Origin of the sequence: Cryobacterium sp. TMS1-13-1, from assembly GCF_004403125.1 — a bacterium.
GTDB classification, from domain to species: Bacteria; Actinomycetota; Actinomycetes; order Actinomycetales; family Microbacteriaceae; genus Cryobacterium; species Cryobacterium levicorallinum.
This window is the reverse complement of sequence record NZ_SOGX01000007.1, coordinates 18,355-40,145: the sequence shown is the minus strand read 5'-3', so window position 1 is coordinate 40,145 and position 21,791 is coordinate 18,355. Positions and strand designations below refer to the sequence as shown.

Sequence of the window (21,791 nt, the reverse complement as noted above, 5' to 3'; positions counted from 1 at the left end):
CTGATTTCTTAAAGGAAAGACACCCCCGTCACTTCGATGGGGGTGTCTTTGGTTAAGCTGACACTGTGAAAGAGCTTGTAGCGCGTATTCAGGCGTGGCGACCCGTGCGGGTGGTGAACCACTTCAACAACGTGGGTGGCAGCATCCTCGCCGCTGGAATGTCCTATCAGGCGATCTTCGCCATTTTCGCGGCTGTCTGGGTGGGCTTTTCGATTGCGGGGCTCTTTCTGACCGCGAATCAGGGCCTGCTGAACGCGCTCTACGCGATCATCAACCAGTCGATTCCGGGACTGATCGGCACCGACGGCATCATCGACCCCGAGTTGCTCGCCACCGCCGGCATTCTCACCTGGACCGGAGCAATCGCCCTGATCGGACTGCTGCTGACCGCGCTCGGCTGGCTGTCGGCGACGGCGCAGGCGGTGCGCACCGTCTTTGACATGCCGCAGCAGACGACGTTCTTTTTGCTGGTCAAGCTGCGCGAGCTCGGCCTCGGGCTGGTCTTCGGCCTGGCTCTCGTGTTGTCGGCGATCGTCTCGCTCGCGAGCACCGCGCTGCTCGGCCTGCTCTTTGGCATCTTTCAGATACCGCAGGACTCGTTCTTCTACGAAGCCTCGGCCCGAGCCATCGGCCTGGCCGTCGTGCTCGTCATCGACACTCTCACCCTGGCCGCCCTGTTCCGGGTGTTGTCGCGGGTACGCATTCCGGTACGGCGGTTGTTCGCCGGCGCGCTGCTCGGCGGGTTGGCGCTTGGCCTGCTCAAAATTCTCGGTGGTGCGCTGCTCGGCGGCGCCAGCCGCAACCCGCTGCTGGCGACCTTTGCGGTGATCATCGGGCTGCTGATCTGGTTCAACCTGGTGAGCACGGTCACGTTGATCGCGGCGTCGTGGATTGCGGTGGGGATGGACGATGCGGGGATTCCGCCCCGCACGCTCAGCGCCGATGAGGCGTCGGAAGACCAGGCGCAGCGAATGCACGATGCCCTGAGGCTGACCGCGCAGGGCGAGCTCACCGCCGCCAGAGCGGATCTCGATGCCTCGCCCTGGTATGCCCGGTGGGGTGCCCGGCGGCGGCTCAGGGCTGCCGAAGCTGTCGTCGAAGGTTTTGCCCGGGCAGATGCGGCGGACGCCCCAAACTAGACTTGACCCATGTCTGCAGCCAAACCTCTCCGCATTGCCAGCATCAACACGAACGGGGTACGAGCCGCGTACCGCAAGGGAATGGGCGACTGGCTGAATGCCCGTGACATCGACATTCTGGCCATCCAAGAGGTGCGTGCCTCCACCGAAGACCTCGAGGGGCTGCTCGGTCCGGACTGGAATATTCTGCACGACGCCGCCACCGCCAAGGGCCGCGCCGGGGTTGCCCTGGCAAGCCGCGCGGGGGCATCCATTCATCGCGTTGCCCTCGGTGCTGAGGAATTCGACAGCGCCGGCCGCTGGCTCGAAGCCGACTACGAGGTCAACGGCCAGATCATCACCGTGGTGAGCACGTATGTGCACTCCGGCGAGACGGACACTCCCAAGCAGGTGGAGAAGTACAAGTTTCTGGACGCCATGATCGCTCGGCTGCCGGAGCTGAGCATGCACAGCCCGCTCGCGCTCGTGCTCGGCGACCTCAACGTCGGGCACCGCACGCTCGACATTAAGAACTGGCGCGGCAACAAGAAGCATGCCGGTTTTCTGCCGGAGGAGCGTGAGTATTTCGACCGTATCCTCGGCGCTGAAGGCGACGATTTGTACAACGCGGGCGCCGGACTCGGCTGGGTGGACGTCGGACGCAAGTGGGCCGGCGAGGTTGAGGGTCCATACACCTGGTGGTCTCAGCGCGGCCAGGCATTCGACAACGACACCGGATGGCGGTTGGACTACCACCTGGCCAGCCCGGAGCTGGCGGCATCCGTTGTGTCGTATGCGGTCGACCGGGCCGCAGCGTACGACCAGCGTTGGAGCGACCACTCCCCCGTCGTTGTCGACTATGACCTTTCTGGAGCGTTGAACTCATGACCAAACCCCGCCTCTATTCGGGCATGCAGCCCTCCGCCGAGTCCCTGCAGATCGGCAACTACATTGGCGCGCTGCTGAACTGGAAGTCGCTGCAGCAAACCCACGACGCGTTCTTCAGCATCGTCGACCTGCACGCGATCACCGTCGCGCAAGAGCCTTTGAAGCTGCGGGAGAACACCCGCGGCACGGCGGCGCAATACATTGCGGCCGGGATCGACCCGTCGGCGTCGACGCTGTATGTGCAGTCGCATGTCGCGGCGCACGCGCAGCTGGCCTGGGTGCTGAACACCATCACCGGGTTCGGCGAGGCCAGCCGCATGACCCAGTTCAAGGACAAGTCCGCGCGCCACGGCGCCGACGCGACGACCGTGGGCCTGTTCGCCTACCCGACACTGATGGCGGCGGATATTCTGCTCTACCAGACCACGGTGGTGCCGGTCGGAGAGGACCAGCGCCAGCACGTTGAACTCACCCGCGACCTCGCGCTGCGCTTCAACTCACGGTTCGGCGACACCTTCACGATTCCCGAGGTGGCGATCGTGAAGGAGACCGCGAAGATCTACGACCTGCAGAATCCCACGTCGAAAATGTCGAAGTCGGCCGAGTCGCACGCCGGAGTGATCTGGCTGCTCGACGAGCCCGGGGTCACCAAGAAGAAGATCATGCGGGCCGTGACGGATGCCGATGGCGGCGTGGTCTTCGACCGCGAGAACAAGCCCGGCGTGGCCAACCTGCTGACCATCTACTCCGTGCTGGCTTCACAGTCGATCGAGTCGCTGGAGAACGAGTATGCCGGGCGCGGCTACGGCGATCTGAAGAAGGGACTGGTCGAGGTCGTCCTGGGTACCTTTGACCCCATTCGCGAGCGCGTAGCCGAACTACTCGGCGACCCGGCCGAACTCGACCGGGTACTCGCGTCGAACGCCGCGCGGGCCTCAGCCGTCGCGGACGAAACCCTGGCCATCGTCTACGACCGCGTGGGCTTCCTCCCCCGCCGCTGATGCGTCCGTTCACGTTGTCGTCACCCGGGGTCGTGCTCGATCAGCCGGTGCCCGGCGACGCCGATGGGGTGTTCGAGTATTGCCAAGACCCGGTCTTCGAGCGTTTTCTGACCGTCCCGTGGCCGTACCGCCGGGAGCACGCCGATGGATTCCTCAGTGAGTATGTTCCCTCCGGATGGATGTCCGATCGAGAATATACCTGGGCGCTGCGCGACGCGCCCGGGGCGGACCTGCTGGGCGTGATCGGGCTGCGCCTCACCGGTGATTCCGTCGCGGCCGACGCCTCGGTGCACCGGATGGGATCCATCGGCTTCTGGTTGGGCGCCCCGCATCGGGGCCGCGGTCTCATGCCAGAGGCCCAACGGCTCGTGGCGGATTGGGCGTTCTCATCCGGAATCGTGGATGTTCTGCACTGGGAGTGCCTGATTGGAAACGTCGCCTCGGCGCGTACGGCCTGGAAGTCGGGGTTTCGGTTCTCCGGAGTGGGGCCATCCGTTGCCCCGCACCGGGACGGAACCTCCCCCGATTCCTGGCAGGCGCACCTCGCCGCCGCAGATGACCGCACCCCGCAGCCCGACTGGCCTGCCGAAGCCTTGGCCCGGTGACCGAGCCAGCGCCGGAAGCTGGGGCCGCGAGCGCAGGAGATGTCCGATCGGCCGGGCACACCGTGCACCCTGGGCGACCGGTGACGCCGCCGCAGGTCGTCCTGTTCGACCTCGACGACACCCTGTTCGAGCACCGGGGAGCGGTCGCGGCGGGCATTCTGCTGTACCTCGACCGGATCGGCGGCGTCTTCGCCACCGGCGATCGCACCGCAGCGACCAGTCTGTGGAACGCGCTGGAGGAGGAGCACTATCACTCCTATCTTTCTGGGGCTCTGGACTTTGCCGGCCAGCGGCGCGCCCGAGCCCGTGACTTCGCGGCATCGTTCCACATTTCTCTGACCGACGACGAGGCCGACTCCTGGTTCGACGCCTACTTCTTGAGCTATCGGTCCAGTTGGCGGCTGCACGACGATGCGCTGCCCTGTCTCGACGCGCTGGCCAACGTTCTGCCCGGTGTGCGCTTTGGCCTGATCACGAACGGCGATCCGGTGTTTCAGGGCGAGAAGATTCGTCGGGTCGGCCTGACAGAACGGTGTGAGCACGTCATAACCTCCGGTGCGCTCGGCGTCGCCAAGCCCGACGCGCGCATCTTCCAGCACGCCTGCGCGCTGTTCGACGTGCCGGTGGAGGCGGCGGTGTATGTCGGCGATCGACTTCAAACGGATGCCGTGGGCGCGGCCGCTGCGGGACTGACGGGGGTCTGGCTGGATCGTGCCGGGGCATCCGCTGCCCCGGTTGCGCCAGCCGACAAAATCGATGCCTCACACCGAGGCATCCTTCGGATCGAGACACTGGCCGAGCTGCCCCGTGCGCTCAGCGGGCAGTCAGGGGGATGCCTGCCCGCATAACTCCTGCAAAATTGTCGCCGACCGATTTGAGATGCCCGAGATCACGGGCAATCCGTCACGGCTACCAGGATTTTGCAGGAGTTATGCACGAGGAAGGCCCACCGGTTACAAAGGTCAAAGCGCGTGGGCTGCCCTGGCGGCAAATATGGATGAGTTTTTGCAGAGCGAGGAGCACACCCTGCGGGTCAAACATGATGTCCTGGTAGAGCACTCGGAGCGTCAGGTAGTCGAGCGAGGCCAACAGACGGTCGCGGGTTCGATCGCGAATGTGTTCTTCCCAGGCCTTGTGGTGACTTTGACTGTCCGCCTCGACGACCACACAACCCTCGACGAGCACATCGACGCGGCCGACCCCATCGATGTACACCTGAATATCACAGCGGTACCCGGCGGAGCGGAACAGATCGCGCACGACGGATTCTTGGCCGGCATCTACTCGCGCGTCGATCCGAGCCCGCAAATCGCGGTAGATCTCGGGGACGGAGGCAAAAATCTCACCGAGGTCGGACGCTTCGATCTTGTGCTCGTGCAAGGCCGTGTCGAGCGCCGCCAGAGCGAAACGTGGTTCTTGGCACCGGATGATCTGGGCGACGGCATCGCGCGCTCCGACGCAGTATTCTGTACCGTCGCTCGCATCGATGAGTGGCCACCAGTGCAGCTCGACGCCATACCGCGGGGCCGCCGCGAGGGGAACCTGCCTACGGTGGGGACTGCGCAGACGCGATCCCTCGCGCGGAATATGCACGTGCGTGAACTGCGAATCGAAAGCGAAGAAGCCAATCTCACGTGCTGCCGAGACGCAGGCTTCGCGGCCACCCACTCGTACGGCCTCGAGTGTGTGACGGTCCGTTCCAGGAAGAGCGTAATGATCGCGGCGAACTCGGATTATCGTATTGCTGCGCACGGCTGCCGTGATGTGTTCCGGTCGCATCCCGCTGCTCAATAGATCTTGTCGGCTGACGATGCGGCACTCGCGAGTAGGAGACTTCAAAAATGGATTCATGTCCATGATCGTCGTAAATCTGCAGGCGCTGTGACCGTGCGACGACGAATCTGTGGAAAGGACTTTCAGCACGTTGCATAACTCCCCGTGCCGCATAACTCCTGCAATTTCTCACCCGCCCCAGAAACTGGACCGGAATCACGCGGGCCTGCCAAAACGAGGCAACAGATTGCAGGAGTTATGACGGATTGTGAGGTGTGCGAGTTAGGAAACTCGTATTGGGTACCGTTATTACGGCTTGACCGGTGCCGCATCCGGGTCCGACACCGGTCGCCGGTCGCCGGTCGCCGGTCGGACGGTCGGACGGTCGGACGGCACCATAACTCCTGCAAATTGCGCGGGGTGAGTTTCAGAACCTTGAAAACACGGGCCTCCGAAAGTCCGAGGCCGCAAATTGCAGGAGTTATGCGGCCAAGGCAGGTGGGGAGGGGAGAGAGCGGGCCGGGCTGCAGCAAGCCCGGCAGCGCCTCGGCGGGCGCGGGCTTGCCGAAAGCCCGGCTCCGCGTTGGCGGGGCCGGGCTTTCAACTAGACAGAGGCTAGCTAGCGCACGTCTTCGTCTACCCAGTCGAGGGTCTTCGTTACGGCCTTCTTCCAGTTGCGCAGGAGGCGGTCGGCCTCGTCCTTGTCCATGGACGGCTCCCAGCGGGAGTCTTCCTGCCAGTTGGCGCGGAGGTCGTTGAGGCCACTCCAGAAGCCGACGGCCAGGCCGGCCGCATAGGCAGCGCCCAGGGCCGTAGTCTCGGCAACGACCGGGCGCACGACCGGCACGCCGATAATGTCGGCCTGGAACTGCATGAGCAGGTCGTTGGCCGTGGCACCACCGTCGACCTTGAGTTCGGTCAGCGGAACCCCGGAGTCGGCGTTGACCGCATCGAGCACCTCCCGCGTCTGGTACGCGATGGCCTCGAGCGCGGCGCGGGCGATGTGGCCCTTGTTCACGTAGCGCGTGAGACCGACCAGGGCGCCACGGGCATCCGACCGCCAGTACGGCGCGAACAGACCCGAGAAGGCCGGCACGAAGTAGGCCCCGCCGTTGTCCTTGACCGTCTTGGCGAGGTCTTCGATCTCGGAGGCGTTCTTGATGATGCCAAGCTGGTCGCGCATCCACTGCACGAGCGAACCGGTCACGGCGATCGATCCCTCGAGCGCGTAATGCACGGGGGCATCGCCGAGCTTGTAGCCCACGGTCGTGAGCAGGCCGTTTTTGGAGTGGATGATCTCGGTGCCGGTGTTGAAGATCAGAAAGTTTCCGGTGCCGTAGGTGTTCTTGGCCTCGCCCTGGTCGAACGCGGCCTGGCCGAAGGTCGCAGCCTGCTGGTCACCCAGGATGCCCGCAATCGGCACCTCGCGCAGCAGGCTGTGCCCGCTCGCGATGCCGTAGACCTCGGACGAGCTCTTGATCTCGGGCAGCATCGACTTGGGCACGTCGAAGATTGCCAGGATCTCGTCGTCCCACTGCAGGGTTTCGAGGTCCATGAACATCGTGCGGCTGGCGTTGGTGACGTCGGTCGCGTGCACGCCACCCTCGATGCCGCCGGTCAGGTTCCACAGCACCCAGGAGTCGGTGGTGCCGAACAGGAGATCGCCGGCATCCGCTTTCGCGCGGGCGCCCTCGACGTTCTCGAGAATCCATACGATCTTAGTGCCGGAAAAATAGGTGGCCAGCGGCAAGCCGACCTTCTGCTTGAAACGCTCGACACCGCCGTCGGCCGCGAGGCGGTCGACGATTGCCTGGGTGCGGGTGTCCTGCCAGACGATGGCGTTGTAGACGGGCACGCCGGTGTTCTTGTCCCAGACGACAGCGGTTTCGCGCTGATTGGTAATGCCGACGGCCTCGATGTCGTGCCGGGTGATGTTCGCCTTGGACAGCGCCTGGCCGATGGCCTCACGGGTGTTGTCCCAGATTTCTTTCGGGTCGTGCTCGACCCAGCCGGCCTGCGGCAGAATCTGTTCGTGCTCAAGCTGACCGGTCGAAATGATCGACCCGGCCTTGTCGAAGATGATCGCGCGGGAGCTCGTGGTTCCCTGGTCGATGGCGAGAACGTACTTGGCCATTTGTAACTCCTTTGTTGTTCCAGATGGGATGAATCAGTTTAAAGCGGATGCTGCAGAATGCGTCGGCAGGCTTAGCCCAGGATGGGCAGCAGTACACCAGAGGAGGCGCCGGCGAGCACGCCGCCGATGATCGGGCCGACGACGGGTACCCAGGAATACGACCAGTCGCTTGAGCCCTTGCCCTTGATCGGCAGCAGGAAGTGCGCGATGCGGGGGCCGAGGTCACGCGCCGGGTTGATGGCGTAGCCGGTGGGCCCACCGAGCGAGGCGCCGATCGCGATCACGAGCAGGGCCACCGGCAGTGCACCGAGGGCCGCGAGCCCGCCGCCGTCGCCGTTGCGGCCGAAGCCGATGACGACGAAGACCAGCACGAAGGTGCCGATGATTTCGGTGACCAGGTTCCAACCGTAGGAGCGGATGGCCGGCCCGGTCGAGAAGACACCGAGCTTGTTGGCGCTTTCCGGCTCCTGATCGAAGTGCTGCTTGTAGGCAAGCCAGACCACGACAGCACCGAGGATCCCGCCGATCATCTGGGCGCCGATGTAGGTGACGATCGACACGAAGTTGACCGGAACGCCGGAGCCGAACGTGTCGGCGCCGCTCGCGACGAGGCCGAGCGTGACGGCCGGGTTCAGGTGGGCGCCCGAGTTGTACGCGGCGATGACACCGGCGTAGACCGCAAGGCCCCAGCCGATGGTGACCATGAGAAAGCCGCCGCCGAAGCCCTTGTTCTTGGCGAGCGCGACGTTGGCGACCACGCCACAGCCGAGGAGTACGAGGATGGCCGTTCCCACGACCTCTGACATAAAGACGACACCGAGATTGTCCACATTGACCTTTCAGATGGGGTGCTGCCGACTGACCTAATTGTCGAGTGCGACGGTCGTGCTGTTTGTTACCTGTGTAAAAACGTATCGGCGCCCGGCCCGGCGATGGTCGCTTTGAGCTGCACGTTCGTGCAGATTGTCGGCAATCGCTGGCCAGGCCGAACGCGTCAGGCGACGCGAACGGGAGTCTGGCTGACCGGGGCCAGCGTGACCCCGTGCACGTCGCTCAGGATGCTGCGGGCCAGCTCGACCTCTTCGGCCAGCCGCCCAGCATCCCACCCCAAAACCGGGGCGACGACACCGCTGAGCTCCTCGATCAGCGGCGTGGTGACGGATCCGACGAAGGCCATGCTGGTGCGACGCAGCAGCACGTCGATCAGCCGCACGACACTCTCGGTGGAGGCCAGGAACTCGATCTCGCGCCGGCTGTAGGCGGAGTTGTGTACGAGCGGGGCATCCGCTGGAGCGGTCGGGTCGGTGAGAAAGTCGATGACCTCGCTCGCGCGGGTGCCGTACCGGGCGAGCAGGGCTGCGGCGCGGTCTGCGCCCACCTCGTCACCGTGGGCGGTGACCCAGACCTGGTGGGCGGCATCCGTTGCCGGGAAGTTGCGGCCGCCGCCGATGGCCAGGCCCTCGGTGGAGACGGTGCGCGGCAGGCCGAGCAGCTTCAGGATGTCGGTGCTCAGGTGCTCGGCCAGGGCGCGGAAGGTGGTCCATTTGCCGCCGACCAGGCTGAGCAGGGTGCCGTCTTCGGCACCGGCGCGGGGCAGCGGACGCGACTCGATGCGGTAGTCGCGGGAGACGAATCCGGGGGCTTCTTCGTCGTGGCGCGGGAGCGGGCGTACGCCGGCGAAGCGGAACACGATGTGCGAACGGTCGACCTTCACGGTTGGGAAAACGTGCGCGACCAGGTCGAAGAAGTAGTCGATCTCGTCTTCGGTGCAGCGAATCGGCTTGGTCATGTCGTGTTCGAGGTCGGTCGTGCCGACCAGAACGCGGCCCTTGAGCGGGTAGATCAGCACGATGCGGCCGTCTTCGTGTTCGAAGAAGATCTCGCGGCCACCGGTCGCCGCGAGCAGCTCCGGGTTGTCGAGGACGATATGGGAGCCCTTGGTGCCGCCCATGAACGTGCTCGGCTGCCCGAGAGCGGTGTTGGTCAGGTCGGTCCAGGGCCCGCTCGTGTTGACGACGACATCCGCTGTGAAGGTGGACTCTTCGCCGGTGATGCTGTTGCGCAGCAGCACGCCGTTCTCACTCATGCCCGCGGCTTCGACGTAGTTGGCGGCGCGAGCATGCGGGCCAGCGTCGAGGCCGTCGCGCAGCACGTCGAGGGCAAGGCGCTCAGGGTCGTGCATCGCGGCGTCGTAGTACGTTGCCGTGTACTTGAGGCCGGGGTTCAGCAGCGGCAGAGCGGCCAGCGCCTGACCGCGACCCTTGAACTCGTGACGCGGCACCGAACCGCCGTCGCGAGAGAAGGCGTCGTAGATCATCATGCCGAGTTTGATCAGCAGGGCGCCACGCTCCACATGCTTGGAACCCTGCTTGTGGGTGAGGAAACGCAGCGGCGCGGCCATCACTCCGGAGAAGGTGGAGAAGATGGGGATGGTGGTCTGCAGCGGCTTGACGTAGTGCGGCGCGATCTTGAGCAGGCCGTTGCGCTCGGTCACCGACTCCTTGACCAGGCGAAACTCGCCGTTTTCGAGGTAGCGCACCCCGCCGTGGATCATGTGCGAGCTCGCCGACGAGGCACCGGAGACGAAGTCGTTCTTCTCGACGATGACCACGTCGACGCCCTGCAGGGCCAGATCGCGGAAGGTTGCGATGCCATTGATGCCGGCGCCGATAATGAGCACCTGGGCGTTGGGACGATCGTTGAGTGCTGACGAAGTCTGTGAGTTTAAGAACGACATTGTTGTCACCTCTGTCTCGGGCTTGCATTGCGGCAAACCATGTGGATAGATTCAGTCTGACAGTCCGACACAATTTCTCAACCGGATTGAACATACGTGCAAGGAGCCGTTGTGACCCTCGACATTGATCCCGTGCAGTCCGATCGCAGCCGCGACGCCCTCACCGCGGCGCACCTGTATTACATGCAGGACCTCACCATGGATGCCATCGCTCGGGAGCTGCACACCTCCCGCTCCTCCGTCTCTCGCCTGCTCAGCCATGCTCGGGAGACCGGCCTGGTCGACATCCAAATCAAGTCGCCATTGGATGCCCCGAGTCACCTCGAGCAGCAGCTCGAGGCTCGATTTCGGATCGAAGCGCACGTCGTTCCGGTGCCAGACAGCGCGAGCGACGTCGATCGCCTAGAGCGCGTAGCCCTGTCTGTTGCACGGATTCTCGGTCAATACTTCGACTCGAACATGACCATGGGCATCGCCTGGGGCTCCACCATGAACGCGATCAGCCGACACGTGACGCCCAAACAAACCCACAACTCGCAGATCGTGCAGCTCAACGGTGCCGGAAACATGCGCACGACCGGCCTCGGCTACGCGAGTGAAATTCTCGGACGCTTCGGCACGGCGTTCGGCGCACACATTCAACAGTTTCCGGTGCCGGCGTTCTTCGACGACCCGGCCACCAAGAAGGCGCTGTGGCGGGAGCGCAGCATAAGCCGCCTGATCGACATGCAAGCCACCATGGATATCGCCCTGTTCGGCCTCGGCTCTCCGTTTTCCGGTGTGATCAGCCGTGTCTACGCCGGTGGCTACCTGGAGAAAGCCGAATTCGATGCACTCAGCGCCGCCCAGGTGGTCGGCGACGTGGCCACCGTGTTTTACCGCGCCGACGGTTCGACCGACGGCATTGCTCTGAACGAGCGTTCAACCGGCCCGGACTTCACCGTGTTGCGCCGCACCCCGCGCCGCATCTGCGTCGTGGCCGGCCGCTCCAAGCTCGCGAGCCTGCGCGGGGCCCTCGCCGCCCGGCTGATCACCGACCTGTTCGTCGACGAGAGCACGGCCAGGGCCCTGGTCGAGGCCTCCTGAGCCCCTGACCGGAACAGCGGATGTCGCCGGGAATAGTACCGCGCGCAGACTGTTGCACTATAACTAGAAGTAGTACACGTGCTCCGGGGTCGGTGTAATTCCGAACCGGCGGTTAAAGTCCGCGACCCGTTAGCCCCTCGAGAGAGAGGCGAAACGGTTGAGCTGGTGAAACTCCAGCACCGACGGTCAAAGTCCGGACGGGAGGCGCACGAGTCGGTTGGCCCCTACGGTCGACCGGCGGGTTTGTGCAGGTCTGCACACCCATACCCCCGGAGCTCGTCCAACAGGATGAGGGCGGGATGACCAACAACGCGGCAGTGCACACCCTGCACAGCGCCATGCGTCGCGCGCTCGAACTTGCCGCCCAGGGCCCGTCCAACGGCGTCAACCCCCGGGTCGGCTGCGTCATTGTGAACGCTGAGGGCGACACCCTCGCCGAAGGCTGGCACCGCGGAGCCGGCAGCAAGCACGCCGAGGTCGACGCGCTGTCCCAGCTCGCCCCCGGCGCTGCGCGCGGCAGCACCGTCGTGGTCACCCTGGAACCCTGCAACCATGTCGGCCGCACGGGACCCTGCGCCGAGGCCCTGATCGAGGCCGGCGTCGCTCGCGTCGTTTACTCGGTGACCGACTCCGGCGAACGTTCCTGCGGCGGAGCCGACCGGCTGCGCGCTGCCGGAGTCGACGTGCAGGGCGGCCTGCTCGTGGCGGAGGGCGAAGAATTCCTGGGCGACTGGCTCGTTGCCGCCCGCCTCGGGCGCCCGTTCGTCACGCTCAAGTGGGCGTCGAGCCTCGACGGTCGTGCGGCAGCGGCCGACGGCTCCAGCCTTTGGATCACCGGCGGCGCAGCCCGCGTCGACGTGCACCAACGGCGTGGTACCGCCGCCGCGATCCTGGTCGGCACCGGGACCGTGCTCGCCGACGATCCGGCCCTGACCGCGCGCGACGCCGATGGCGCGCTGCTCAAGCAGCAACCGGTGCCCGTGGTGCTGGGCCGACGTGAGCTGCCGGCATCCACTGCCCTGTTCAACCACCCGCAGTCACCGCTGTTTTTCGACGGACGCGACCTTCCCGGCGTTCTCGCTGACCTGCACGGCCGAGGTCTGCGCAGCGTCTTCATCGAGGGTGGACCGACCGTGGCGAGCGCCTTCGTCGCCGCCGGGCTGGTCGACGAATACCTCATTTACCTGGCTCCGACGCTCATCGGCGGCCCCCGGCTCGCCCTCACCGACATCGGTGTGGCCGCGATCGGTGAGCAGCGCCGCCTCGCCATTCTTTCCCTCGACCGCCTCGGTGACGATGTTCTCATCGTCGCCCGACCGCAGACCAACTAAGGAACCCATGTTCACCGGAATCATCGAGGAGCTCGGCCAAATCGTGCGCATCGAGCAGACAGCGGATGCCGCCCGCCTCACCATCCGCGGCCCGCTCGTGATCGACGGCGCGCTGCGAGGCGACTCCATCGCCGTGCAGGGCGTCTGCCTCACCGTGGTCGAGCGCACCGCCGAAACCTTCACCGCCGACGTGATGGCGCAGACCCTGTCGATGTCGACACTGTCCGCGGCCCTCGTCGGCTCCCCGGTCAACCTCGAACGCGCCGCCCTCGTCGGTGGACGCCTCGGCGGCCACATCGTGCAGGGCCACATTGACGGCACCAGCACGGTGCTTAGCCTCACGCCCGGTGATGCCTGGCGAGTGCTGCGGTTCAGCCTCAGCGCCGAACTCGCGCCGCTCGTCGTCGGCAAGGGTTCGATCGCCATCGACGGCGTCTCCCTCACGGTGAGCAACATCAGCCCCGCCACCGAGACGGATCAGTGGTTTGAGGTGTCGCTCATTCCCGAGACCCTCACGGTGACCACCCTCGGCGAGCGCGCCGTCGGCGACCGAGTCAACATTGAGACGGACATTCTGGCCCGCCACGTTGAACGGATGCTCGCCCTCACGGCGACCCACAATTCCCAGCACGTCACCACCCCAAGGAGCGCATCATGAGCCTCGCCGATATTCCCTCCGCACTCGACGCCCTACGCCTCGGTCGACCGGTCATCGTCGCCGACGACGAGGGCCGCGAAAACGAGGGAGACGTCATCATCTCGGCCCAGCTCGCCACGCAGGAGTGGATCGCCTGGACCGTGCGCTACTCTTCCGGCTTCATCTGCGCCCCGATGACGAATGAGATCGCTGACCAGCTCGACCTGCCGGTGATGGTCTTGAACAACGAAGACCCGCTCGGCACCAACTACACCGTGAGCGTCGACGCGGCCGATCGGCTGTCGACCGGGATCAGCGCCGCCGACCGGGCCCACACCTTGCGAGTTCTGGCCGATCCGGCGTCGGCACCGGCCAGCCTGCACCGCCCCGGCCACATCCTGCCGCTGCGCGCCCGCGACGGCGGTGTGCGCGAGCGCAGCGGCCACACCGAAGCCGGCGTCGACCTGATGAAACTAGCCGGTCTGGTTCCGGTCGCGGCGATCGCTGAGATCGTCGCCGAAGACGGCGAGATGATGCGACTGCCCGGCCTGCTCGAACTCGGCGAGCGCGAGGGGCTGCACGTCATCACGATTAAAGACCTGATCAGCTACCTCGACGAGTTCCACCCCAACGCCGCGCTGCCGACGATCGCGCCACTGATCGAGGCGCCGCGGGTCGACTTCGAGGTGGAGACCACCGTCCCCACCCGGCACGGTCTCTTTCGGGTGCGCGCCTACCGAGACCGTTCCACCGGCGCCGACCACGTCGCCTTCGTCGCCGGCAACCCGGCCAATGGCGCCATCGTGCGGGTTCACTCCGAGTGCCTCACCGGCGAAGCGTTCGGCTCACTCAAGTGCGAGTGCGGACCACAGCTCGACGCCTCACTCGACATCATCCAGGAGGAAGGCGGCGTGGTCGTCTACCTGCGCGGCCAGGAGGGGCGCGGCATCGGCCTTATCAACAAGCTGCGCGCCTACGAGCTGCAGGAAGACGGCCTCGACACCCTCGACGCCAACGTGGCGCTGGGTCTGCCCGTCGATAGCCGCGAGTACGGCGCGGCCACCAGCATCCTGCACGAACTGGGGTTGAGTTCGGTGCGGCTGCTCACCAACAACCCCGAGAAGGTACGTCAACTCGAACTGCACGGCGTCGCTGTGACCGAGCGCGTGCCACTCGTGGTGGGGATCGGCGAATACAACGAGGAATACCTCGCCACCAAGCGCGACCGCATGGGGCACCACATCACCGACACCGAAATCATGAACGGAATCGCCTAATGGCTGGCACAGGACCCACCCTCAGCGTTGACGGCACCGGCTTGCGCGTCGTCATCGTCGCGGGTCTCTGGCACGACGTGATCACCGACGGCCTCATCGCCGGCGCAACCCGCGTGCTCGAAGCGAGCGGAGCCTCCTGGTCGCTCGTGCGTGTGCCGGGCAGCTTCGAACTGCCCGTTGCCTGCAAGGTCGCGCTCGAAAACGGGGCCGACGCGGCCGTCGCCCTCGGCGTGATCATCCGGGGCGGCACTCCACACTTCGAGTTCGTCTCCAATGCGGCAACGGATGGTCTCACTCGCGTTGCGCTCGACACCGGCAAGCCCGTGGGCTTCGGCGTGCTGACCCTCGACGACGAACAGCAGGGCCTCGACCGGGCCGGACTGCCCGGATCGAAGGAAGACAAGGGCGAGGAGGCGGCATCCGCTGCTCTGGCCACCGCAATTCTGCTGCGCGAGCTGCGCAGCTAGCTTGTAGTGCATCGGCGTCACCTAGGCTGAACGCATGGACCTTCTGCGCAATATTCTGCTCATTCTGCACTTCGTCGGCCTCGCCTCGCTACTCGGCGGCTTTCTGGTGCAGATCAAGCCGATCATTGCCGGCAAGGGCACGATCGCCGCCGCCATGTTCCACGGTGCGCTGACCCAGCTGGTCACCGGCCTGCTCCTCGTCGGCGTCATCCAGGTGGGCACCCTCGGCCACATCGACAACACCAAAATCGGCGTCAAGCTGCTCGTGCTCATCGTGATCACCGTGCTGGTCATCGTGAACCGCAAGAAGCCGAGCGTCTCATCGCTCGTGCTCTGGGCCATTGGAGCCCTCACCCTGGTCAACGTGGTCATCGCGGTACTCTGGAAATAGCTTTTTCCCCGCGAAAGTCGGCACACCAGTGCTTCACGCGTAGTAGCCGCTTTCGCGCGTTGAACCAGACCCCCGGGGGTAGGGTAATTGGTGACCTCTACACGCGGCCACACCATCATTCGTGCGTAAACGCTACCGCGGGAAGTCCGATCGACTTGCGGGTTTCGTTGGCGCTCAGCCATCACACCGGAGCGTTCCATCCCCATGTCAACAACCACAGCGTCAATTCCGGCGCCGACCACACCGCTCAATCCGAAGAGCCGCGTCATCATGGCGAGCCTCATTGGCACGACCATTGAGTTCTACGACTTCTACGTTTACGCCACCGCCGCCGTCCTCGTGTTTCCGCACCTATTCTTTCCCACCGGCAACGAGACCACCGCGTTGCTCGCCTCCTTCGCCGTGTTCGGCGCCGCCATGGTCGCCCGCCCGATCGGAGCCCTGTTCTTCGGCCACTTCGGTGACCGCAAGGGACGCAAGGCCACCCTGGTCGGTGCACTGCTCACCATGGGCATCGCGACGTTTTTGATCGGCCTACTGCCGACCTACGACATGATCGGCTGGTGGGCACCGTTCATGCTCGTCATTCTGCGCCTGGCCCAGGGCTTCGCCCTCGGCGGGGAATGGAGCGGCGCTGCGCTCGTGGCAACCGAAAACGCCCCGGTCGGCAAGCGTGCCTGGTACGGCACCTTCCCCCAGGTCGGCGCCCCGCTCGGCTTCATCATCGCCAACAGCCTGTTTCTCGGTCTCGCGCTCGCACTGCCGTCGACCGACCCGACCCGCCCGTCCGAGGCATTCCTCGAATGGGCCTGGCGCATCCCCTTCCTGTTCTCGGCCGTCATGGTCATCGTCGGACTCTGGGTGCGTCTGCGCCTGGTCGAAAGCGAAGTCTTCACGAAGGTCGTCCAGGCCAAGCGTGTCGAGAAGCTGCCGCTCGCCGCGGTATTCAAGTCGAACTGGCGCGAACTCATCCTCGGCACGTTCATCATGCTCGCCACCTACGTGCTGTTCTACCTGATGACCACGTTCACTCTCAGTTACGGCCGTGCCGCAACGGATGCCGCGCTGCCGGGGCTCGGATTCAGCTACAACACCTTCATCCTCATGATGATTCTCGGCGTGGTGTTCTTCGGAATTTTCACCCTCGCCTCCGGCCCGTGGGCCGACAAGCACGGGCGCCGCAAGACGCTCATCATCGTGACCATGTTCATCATCGTGTTCGGGTTTCTCTTCGTGCCCCTGCTCGGTGCCGGCGACCTCAGCGTCATGCTGTTCCTCATCGTCGGATTCTCACTCATGGGCATGACCTTCGGGCCGATGGGCGCGCTGCTGCCCGAGCTGTTCCCGACCAGCGTGCGCTACACCGGCTCCGCGTTCGCCTATAATATGAGCTCCATTCTCGGCGCGGCCGTCGCCCCGTTCATCGCCGTCTGGCTGTGGACAATCGGCGGGGGCAGCCCGTTCTGGGTCGGCATCTACCTCTCGATCATGGGCGCCATCACCCTGATCGCGCTGATCCTGAGCCGCGAGACGAAGGACCTCGACCTGCACCGGTAGGTCCAGCCGCACCAGCATCCGCTCCCCCTTGCCACTGGCGAGGGGGAGCGTTGTCTATGTCAGGAACAGGGCTTTCAGGCGACGGGTGGTCATGACCACGCCGATCAGGATCATGACGGCGTAGTAGAGCACGTGCCAAAGCAGGCCAGCATCCACCTGGCCGGTGGTCAGTCCGCGCACGAGCTCGACACCATGCCAGAGCGGCAGCGCCTGAATCACATACTGAACGCCCGGCGGATACACGCTCAGCGGGTAGAACGTGGCCGAGAACAAAAACATCGGTAGCAGCACGAAGGTGATCCAGTCCATCTGCTGGAACGTCTTCATATAACTGGTCACCGCCATGCCGACGGATGCGAATCCAAACGCGATCAGCAGCACCGCCGGCAGCGCGAGCAGCGCCCACCAGGACAGGTTCAGGCCGAGCACCTGCATCACGAGCAGGAATCCGGTCGCGTAGAGCAGCCCCCGCGCCAGGGCGAGCGAGATCTCGCCGAGGGCCACGTCGAGCGGGCCAAGCGAGGTGGCCAGCATCCCCTCGTAGAGTTTGGCGAATTGCATCTTGAAGAAGACGTTCCAGGTCGAATCGTAGATGGCACCGTTCATCGCGGCGACGGCGAGCAGCGCCGGGGCGATGAAAGCGGCGTACGGCACGCTCTGGCCGTCGTCGGTCTGTACCTGGCCGATCAGCGCCCCCAGGCCGAGGCCCATCGACAGCAGGTAGAAGATCGGCTCGACCATTCCGCTGAGCACAACGAGCGAGTTGGTGCTGCGCGTCGCGCGCCAGCCGCGCGCCATCACGCTGCGCGCATTACCGGCGTAATACTTACCGACACCACGGCTTCCGAACAGCCGTGGCGGGCGAGCAGCAGTGACGAGCGTCGACGAAAACCTCATTTGTTCAACCTCGCGGCCGTGAGGCGACGCGCCCAAATCCAGCCGACAGCGAGCAGGGCGGCCAGATAGAGCGCGTGCAGGACGCTCAGCCAGATCGGTTCCGGTAGGCCATAGACGAAGACGCGGGACAGTTCGGTGCCGTGCCAGAGCGGTGAGATCCAGCCGAGCCACTGCAGGTAGGTCGGCAGCACGCCGAGCGGAAAGAACGTGCCGGAGAACAGCGTCATCGGCAGAATCACGAAGCGCTGCACCATGGCGAGCTGGCCGGTGTCGTCCTTGAGGGTGGCCGTGTACGCCATCAGGAGCGCGCCGAACGAGAGGCCGGTGAGTAGCGCCACGAGCACCGCCACGGCACCGAGCGGGCCAGGAACCGCACCAAAAATGAGCATGAAGACATAGAAGATGGCGCAGGTGAGCAGCATGCGTGCCGCTACCGAGATGACGATGCCGTTGATGATCTGACCGGGTTGAATCGAACTCGCGTTCATACCGAAGAAGGTCGGGTTCCATTTGAAGCCGAGCATGATCGGGTAGCTGAACTCCTCGGAGGCGACTGCAATCGCGCTGCTCGCGAGCAGCGCCGGTGCGAGAAATTCGAGGTAGCTGACCCCGTTGACGGCGTTGTCACCGAGATTGCCGTCTACCAGGCTGGCCAGGCCAACGCCCATCGCGTAGAGGTAGACGAGCGGGCTGCCGATCGCGGTGAACAGCACCGTCTGCGCGTACGACCGCATGACCCGAAACCGGTGCTCGGCCACATACCAGGAGCCGTAGCGGCGGGTGCGGGCGGCCGAGACGACAGCCGCCGCGACTGCCTGCGAACGGATGCTGTCGCTCGCCGCGCCGGCGTCCCGAGCGTTGTCGAAATCGCTCGCGCTCATTCGATCAGGTTTCGGCCGGTGAGACGGAGGAACACGTCCTCGAGGCTGGAACGGCGTACGAGGCTCGTGATCGGGTGCAGGCCGGCCGCGGTCATCCGCTCTAATTCTCGCTCGCCGCTATCGCTGTAGACCAGAATGCGGTCGGGCAGCACGTCGACCCGTTCGCCGAAACCGCTGCCGCCGAAGCCTTGAAGGCGGTCGGCGACCTCGGCGTTCTGGGCTGAGCCGAAGCGCACCTCGAGGACCTCGCGGGAGGAATACCGGCGGATCAGGTCGGCCGGAGAACCCTCGGCCATGATGCGGCCCTTGTCGACGACGATGAGGCGGTCGCAGAGCTGCTCGGCTTCGTCCATGTAGTGGGTGGTGACGAGCAGCGTCGTGCCCTGCTCCTTGAGTCGAAACAGTCGGTCCCAGAGAATGTGACGTGCCTGCGGGTCGAGTCCGGTGGTCGGCTCGTCGAGCAGCAGGATGCGCGGGTCGTTGATGAGCGCCCGGGCGATGGTGAGGCGCCGTTTCATGCCACCGGAGAGGTCGTCGACCTTGGCTGTGGCCTTGTCCTGGAGCTGGGCGAACTCGAGCAGTTCGTCGGCCCGGCGGGCGACTCGGGCGCGCGGCAGCCCGAAGTAGCGGCCGTAGACCAGCAGATTTTCCCGCACCTTCAGCTCGAGGTCGAGGTTGTTCTCCTGCGGCACCACGCCGAGTTGGGAACGAATCTCGGGACCGTACCGGTTCGGGTCGAGGCCGAGCACCGTGAGGTCGCCACTCGTGCGGGTGGACACCGCGCCGATCATGCGCATCGTCGTGGATTTTCCGGCGCCGTTGGGGCCGAGCAACCCGAAGGACTCCCCCGGGGCCACCTCGAAACTGATCCCGTCGACGGCGACGAAGTTTTTCGAGCCGTTGACGGAATAGCTCTTGACGAGATTTCGGGTGGCAATGACAGGCTCCGGCACAGTGCCCCACTGTAGACCGATGGCGGGATTGCGGGGAGGCTCGGACGCCGAACGGTTAAGATGAATCAGTGACCACCGCAACCCGCACGCCCGATTCATCCGCTGCCCAGAAGGCCGTCAAGCCGCCGCACGGCCGACGCGGCCGGCCAGCCCCGACCGGTCCGCGCGCAAAGTTCAGCCAACTGCTGCCCTACCTGTTCGAGCACAAGAAGGTGCTCGGCGTCGTCATCGTCCTGAGCGTGCTCGGTGCGGCCGCGAGCCTGGCCCAGCCGCTGCTGGTGAGTCAGGTCATCACGATCGTGCAGGCCGGCGACCCGCTCGGTTCGCTCGTTGGAGTACTCATTGCGCTCGTGGTAATTTCGGGCCTGATCAGCGGGTACCAGCACTACCTGCTGCAGCGCACCGGTGAGGGAGTCGTGCTCTCCAGCCGCCGCAAGCTGGTCGGACGCCTGCTGCGCCTGCCGATCAGCGAGTTCGATGCGCGCCGCACCGGCGACCTCGTCTCCCGCGTCGGCAGCGATACCACCCTGCTGCGCGCGGTGCTCACGCAGGGGCTGGTCGAAGCGATCGGCGGCTCGCTCACCTTCATCGGCGCGCTCGTGGCCATGCTCATTATCGACCCGGTTCTGCTCGGGCTGACCGTGCTCGTGATCGCGGTGTCGGTGGTCACCGTCACCCTGTTGTCCCGGCGCATCCGCACCGCGAGCCAGGCCGCGCAGGCGAAGGTCGGTGACCTCGCCGCGAGCGTCGAGCGTGCCATCAGTGCCATTCGCACCGTGCGCGCCGCGAACGCGACCGAGCGTGAGACGTCCGTGATCGAAGAAGATGCCCGCGGCGCCTGGCGCATGGGTATCAAGGTCGCCAAGATCAGTGCCCTCGTCGTGCCGATCGCCGGCATCGCCATGCAGGTGTCTTTCCTGGTCGTGCTGGGCGTCGGCGGTTTCCGCGTTGCGAGCGACGCCATCACCGTGGCCAACCTGGTCGCGTTCATTCTGTTCCTGTTCATGATGATCATGCCGCTCGGCCAGTTCTTCGGCGCGATCACCTCGGTCAACTCGGCTCTCGGAGCGCTCGGCCGTATCCAGGAGATCATCGACCTGCCCGCCGAGGATCAATTCGACCGCGACATCGCGCCGCTCGCCATAACCGTCGGCGCCGCCAACGACAAAGTCAACCCTGAAGCCGCCGCGATCAGCTTCGAGAACGTGCACTTCGGCTACGCGGTGGCTCCGGCTGAGGTCGCCGCTGGTTCAGACGCTGCGCCGACAACGGATACTGCCGGCTCGGCCGAAACGGACGCTGATCTCGACGCTGATTCCGTCGGGGAGTCTTCCCTGGACTCGCGCCCGGTGCTCAAGGGAGTCTCGTTCAGCGCTCCGCGCGGGCTGCGCACCGCGCTCGTCGGGCCCAGCGGGGCTGGCAAGAGCACCATCCTCGCCCTGATCGAGCGGTTCTACGATGTCTCGGACGGCACCGTGCGGCTCGGTGGGCTGGATATTCGTTCGCTGGATCGCACCGCGCTGCGCGCGCAGATCGGCTACGTCGAGCAGGACGCCCCGGTCCTGGCCGGTTCGCTGCGCGACAATCTCACGCTCGCCACCCCCGATGCCACCGACGAGGACTGCATCAAGGTGCTGCAGGCGGTCAATCTGGGTGAAGTGCTCGACCGCGACCCAGCCGGGCTCGGCGCGGCGGTCGGCGAATCGGGCGTGAAACTCTCCGGCGGAGAACGCCAGCGGCTCGCGATCGCCCGGGCACTGCTCGCGGCGCCGCCGATTCTTCTGCTCGATGAATCTACTTCCAGCCTCGACGGCAAGAACGAGCAGATGATGCGCGAAGCCATCGACGCCGTCGCGGCTGACCGCACGCTCATCGTGATCGCGCACCGCCTCTCGACCGTGGTCGACAGCGACCAAATCGTGGTGCTCGACCACGGCGAGGTCGTGGGCGTCGGCACCCACTCCGAACTCGTCGTCTCCACCCCGCTGTACCGCGACCTGGCCAAGCACCAGCTGCTGGTCTAACACCCCGCGAGAGCGCAAAAAGTGCCCGATTGGA

The 21,791-nt window shown here is 65.3% G+C and carries 20 protein-coding genes and 1 riboswitch; of the genes, 13 read left to right on the top strand and 7 right to left on the bottom strand.

Features of this window, described 5'->3' with window-relative positions; genetic code table 11:
- Positions 1–65: 65 nt before the first annotated feature.
- From E3T31_RS05895 to E3T31_RS05875, 5 genes are read left to right on the top strand one after another with little or no spacing between them, the layout of a single operon-like run.
- Positions 66–1,139, top strand: coding sequence for a YihY/virulence factor BrkB family protein (locus E3T31_RS05895; RefSeq protein ID WP_134467920.1), 1,074 nt, complete (start codon positions 66–68; stop codon positions 1,137–1,139).
- 9 nt (positions 1,140–1,148) lie between these two features.
- Complete coding sequence (locus E3T31_RS05890) at positions 1,149–2,006, top strand: exodeoxyribonuclease III (RefSeq protein WP_134467919.1); 858 nt, start codon at positions 1,149–1,151, stop codon at positions 2,004–2,006.
- Positions 2,003–3,007: a tryptophan--tRNA ligase gene (gene trpS, locus E3T31_RS05885; RefSeq protein WP_134467918.1), complete on the top strand. Its 1,005-nt coding sequence runs from the start codon at positions 2,003–2,005 to the stop codon at positions 3,005–3,007. The genes E3T31_RS05890 and trpS overlap by 4 nt, the downstream gene beginning before the upstream one ends.
- Positions 3,008–3,039: 32 nt before the next feature.
- Positions 3,040–3,612: a GNAT family N-acetyltransferase gene (locus tag E3T31_RS05880; RefSeq protein WP_166788398.1), complete on the top strand. Its 573-nt coding sequence runs from the start codon at positions 3,040–3,042 to the stop codon at positions 3,610–3,612.
- Positions 3,609–4,460 (top strand): HAD family hydrolase, encoded by an 852-nt coding sequence (locus E3T31_RS05875; protein ID WP_241977689.1) that lies wholly within the window; start codon positions 3,609–3,611, stop codon positions 4,458–4,460. The genes E3T31_RS05880 and E3T31_RS05875 overlap by 4 nt, the downstream gene beginning before the upstream one ends.
- Positions 4,461–4,521: 61 nt before the next feature.
- Here E3T31_RS05875 and E3T31_RS18645 read toward each other — a convergent pair whose 3' ends face one another.
- The 4 genes from E3T31_RS18645 to E3T31_RS05855 all read right to left on the bottom strand — a co-directional run bounded on the left by E3T31_RS18645 (position 4,522) and on the right by E3T31_RS05855 (position 10,256).
- Complete coding sequence (locus E3T31_RS18645; protein ID WP_370304348.1) at positions 4,522–5,391, bottom strand: endonuclease domain-containing protein; 870 nt, start codon at positions 5,389–5,391, stop codon at positions 4,522–4,524.
- A gap of 613 nt (positions 5,392–6,004) precedes the next feature.
- Positions 6,005–7,519: a glycerol kinase GlpK gene (gene glpK / locus E3T31_RS05865; protein ID WP_134467915.1), complete on the bottom strand. Its 1,515-nt coding sequence runs from the start codon at positions 7,517–7,519 to the stop codon at positions 6,005–6,007.
- A gap of 71 nt (positions 7,520–7,590) precedes the next feature.
- Positions 7,591–8,325 carry an MIP/aquaporin family protein gene (locus tag E3T31_RS05860; protein WP_134468075.1) on the bottom strand — a complete coding sequence of 245 codons (735 nt, stop codon included), beginning with the start codon at positions 8,323–8,325 and terminating at the stop codon, positions 7,591–7,593.
- Positions 8,326–8,513: 188 nt separating this feature from the next.
- On the bottom strand, positions 8,514–10,256 hold the full coding sequence (locus E3T31_RS05855) for a glycerol-3-phosphate dehydrogenase/oxidase (protein WP_134467914.1): 1,743 nt from the start codon (positions 10,254–10,256) through the stop codon (positions 8,514–8,516).
- 111 nt (positions 10,257–10,367) lie between these two features.
- Here E3T31_RS05855 and E3T31_RS05850 point away from each other — a divergent pair, with 111 nt between their 5' ends.
- The 7 genes from E3T31_RS05850 (at position 10,368) to E3T31_RS05820 (ending at position 17,002) form a co-directional block, all read left to right on the top strand.
- Complete coding sequence (locus E3T31_RS05850) at positions 10,368–11,342, top strand: sugar-binding transcriptional regulator (protein WP_370304320.1); 975 nt, start codon at positions 10,368–10,370, stop codon at positions 11,340–11,342.
- Between the two features lie 75 nt (positions 11,343–11,417).
- Positions 11,418–11,555, top strand: a riboswitch (FMN riboswitch).
- Between the two features lie 86 nt (positions 11,556–11,641).
- Positions 11,642–12,673, top strand: coding sequence for a bifunctional diaminohydroxyphosphoribosylaminopyrimidine deaminase/5-amino-6-(5-phosphoribosylamino)uracil reductase RibD (gene ribD / locus E3T31_RS05845; RefSeq protein WP_241977685.1), 1,032 nt, complete (start codon positions 11,642–11,644; stop codon positions 12,671–12,673).
- Between the two features lie 7 nt (positions 12,674–12,680).
- The gene (locus E3T31_RS05840; RefSeq protein ID WP_092448930.1) at positions 12,681–13,331 is read left to right on the top strand and encodes a riboflavin synthase; all 651 of its coding nucleotides are present in this window, start codon (positions 12,681–12,683) and stop codon (positions 13,329–13,331) included.
- Entirely contained in the window at positions 13,328–14,587 is a 1,260-nt protein-coding gene (gene ribA / locus E3T31_RS05835; RefSeq protein ID WP_134467913.1) for a GTP cyclohydrolase II, read from the top strand. The genes E3T31_RS05840 and ribA overlap by 4 nt, the downstream gene beginning before the upstream one ends.
- Positions 14,587–15,054, top strand: coding sequence for a 6,7-dimethyl-8-ribityllumazine synthase (gene ribH / locus E3T31_RS05830; protein WP_092448932.1), 468 nt, complete (start codon positions 14,587–14,589; stop codon positions 15,052–15,054). Before ribA ends, ribH begins: the two co-directional genes overlap by 1 nt.
- Before the next feature lie 34 nt (positions 15,055–15,088).
- The gene (locus E3T31_RS05825) at positions 15,089–15,445 is read left to right on the top strand and encodes a hypothetical protein (RefSeq protein WP_134467912.1); all 357 of its coding nucleotides are present in this window, start codon (positions 15,089–15,091) and stop codon (positions 15,443–15,445) included.
- Positions 15,446–15,649: 204 nt separating this feature from the next.
- A complete protein-coding gene (locus E3T31_RS05820) occupies positions 15,650–17,002 on the top strand; it encodes an MFS transporter (protein ID WP_134467911.1) in 1,353 nt (450 codons plus the stop codon).
- 54 nt (positions 17,003–17,056) lie between these two features.
- Here the strand turns inward: E3T31_RS05820 and E3T31_RS05815 are convergent, their stop codons facing one another.
- Genes E3T31_RS05815 through E3T31_RS05805 form a run of 3 tightly spaced genes read right to left on the bottom strand, consistent with a single transcriptional unit; the run spans position 17,057 to position 19,733 of the window.
- Entirely contained in the window at positions 17,057–17,899 is an 843-nt protein-coding gene (locus tag E3T31_RS05815; RefSeq protein ID WP_134467910.1) for an ABC transporter permease, read from the bottom strand.
- Entirely contained in the window at positions 17,896–18,780 is an 885-nt protein-coding gene (locus E3T31_RS05810) for an ABC transporter permease (RefSeq protein ID WP_134467909.1), read from the bottom strand. Before E3T31_RS05810 ends, E3T31_RS05815 begins: the two co-directional genes overlap by 4 nt.
- Positions 18,777–19,733: an ABC transporter ATP-binding protein gene (locus tag E3T31_RS05805; RefSeq protein WP_134467908.1), complete on the bottom strand. Its 957-nt coding sequence runs from the start codon at positions 19,731–19,733 to the stop codon at positions 18,777–18,779. Before E3T31_RS05805 ends, E3T31_RS05810 begins: the two co-directional genes overlap by 4 nt.
- A 68-nt stretch (positions 19,734–19,801) precedes the next feature.
- On the opposite strand from E3T31_RS05805, the gene E3T31_RS05800 reads away from it, so the two are divergent.
- Positions 19,802–21,757 (top strand): ABC transporter ATP-binding protein, encoded by a 1,956-nt coding sequence (locus E3T31_RS05800; RefSeq protein ID WP_134467907.1) that lies wholly within the window; start codon positions 19,802–19,804, stop codon positions 21,755–21,757.
- Positions 21,758–21,791 lie beyond the last annotated feature (34 nt).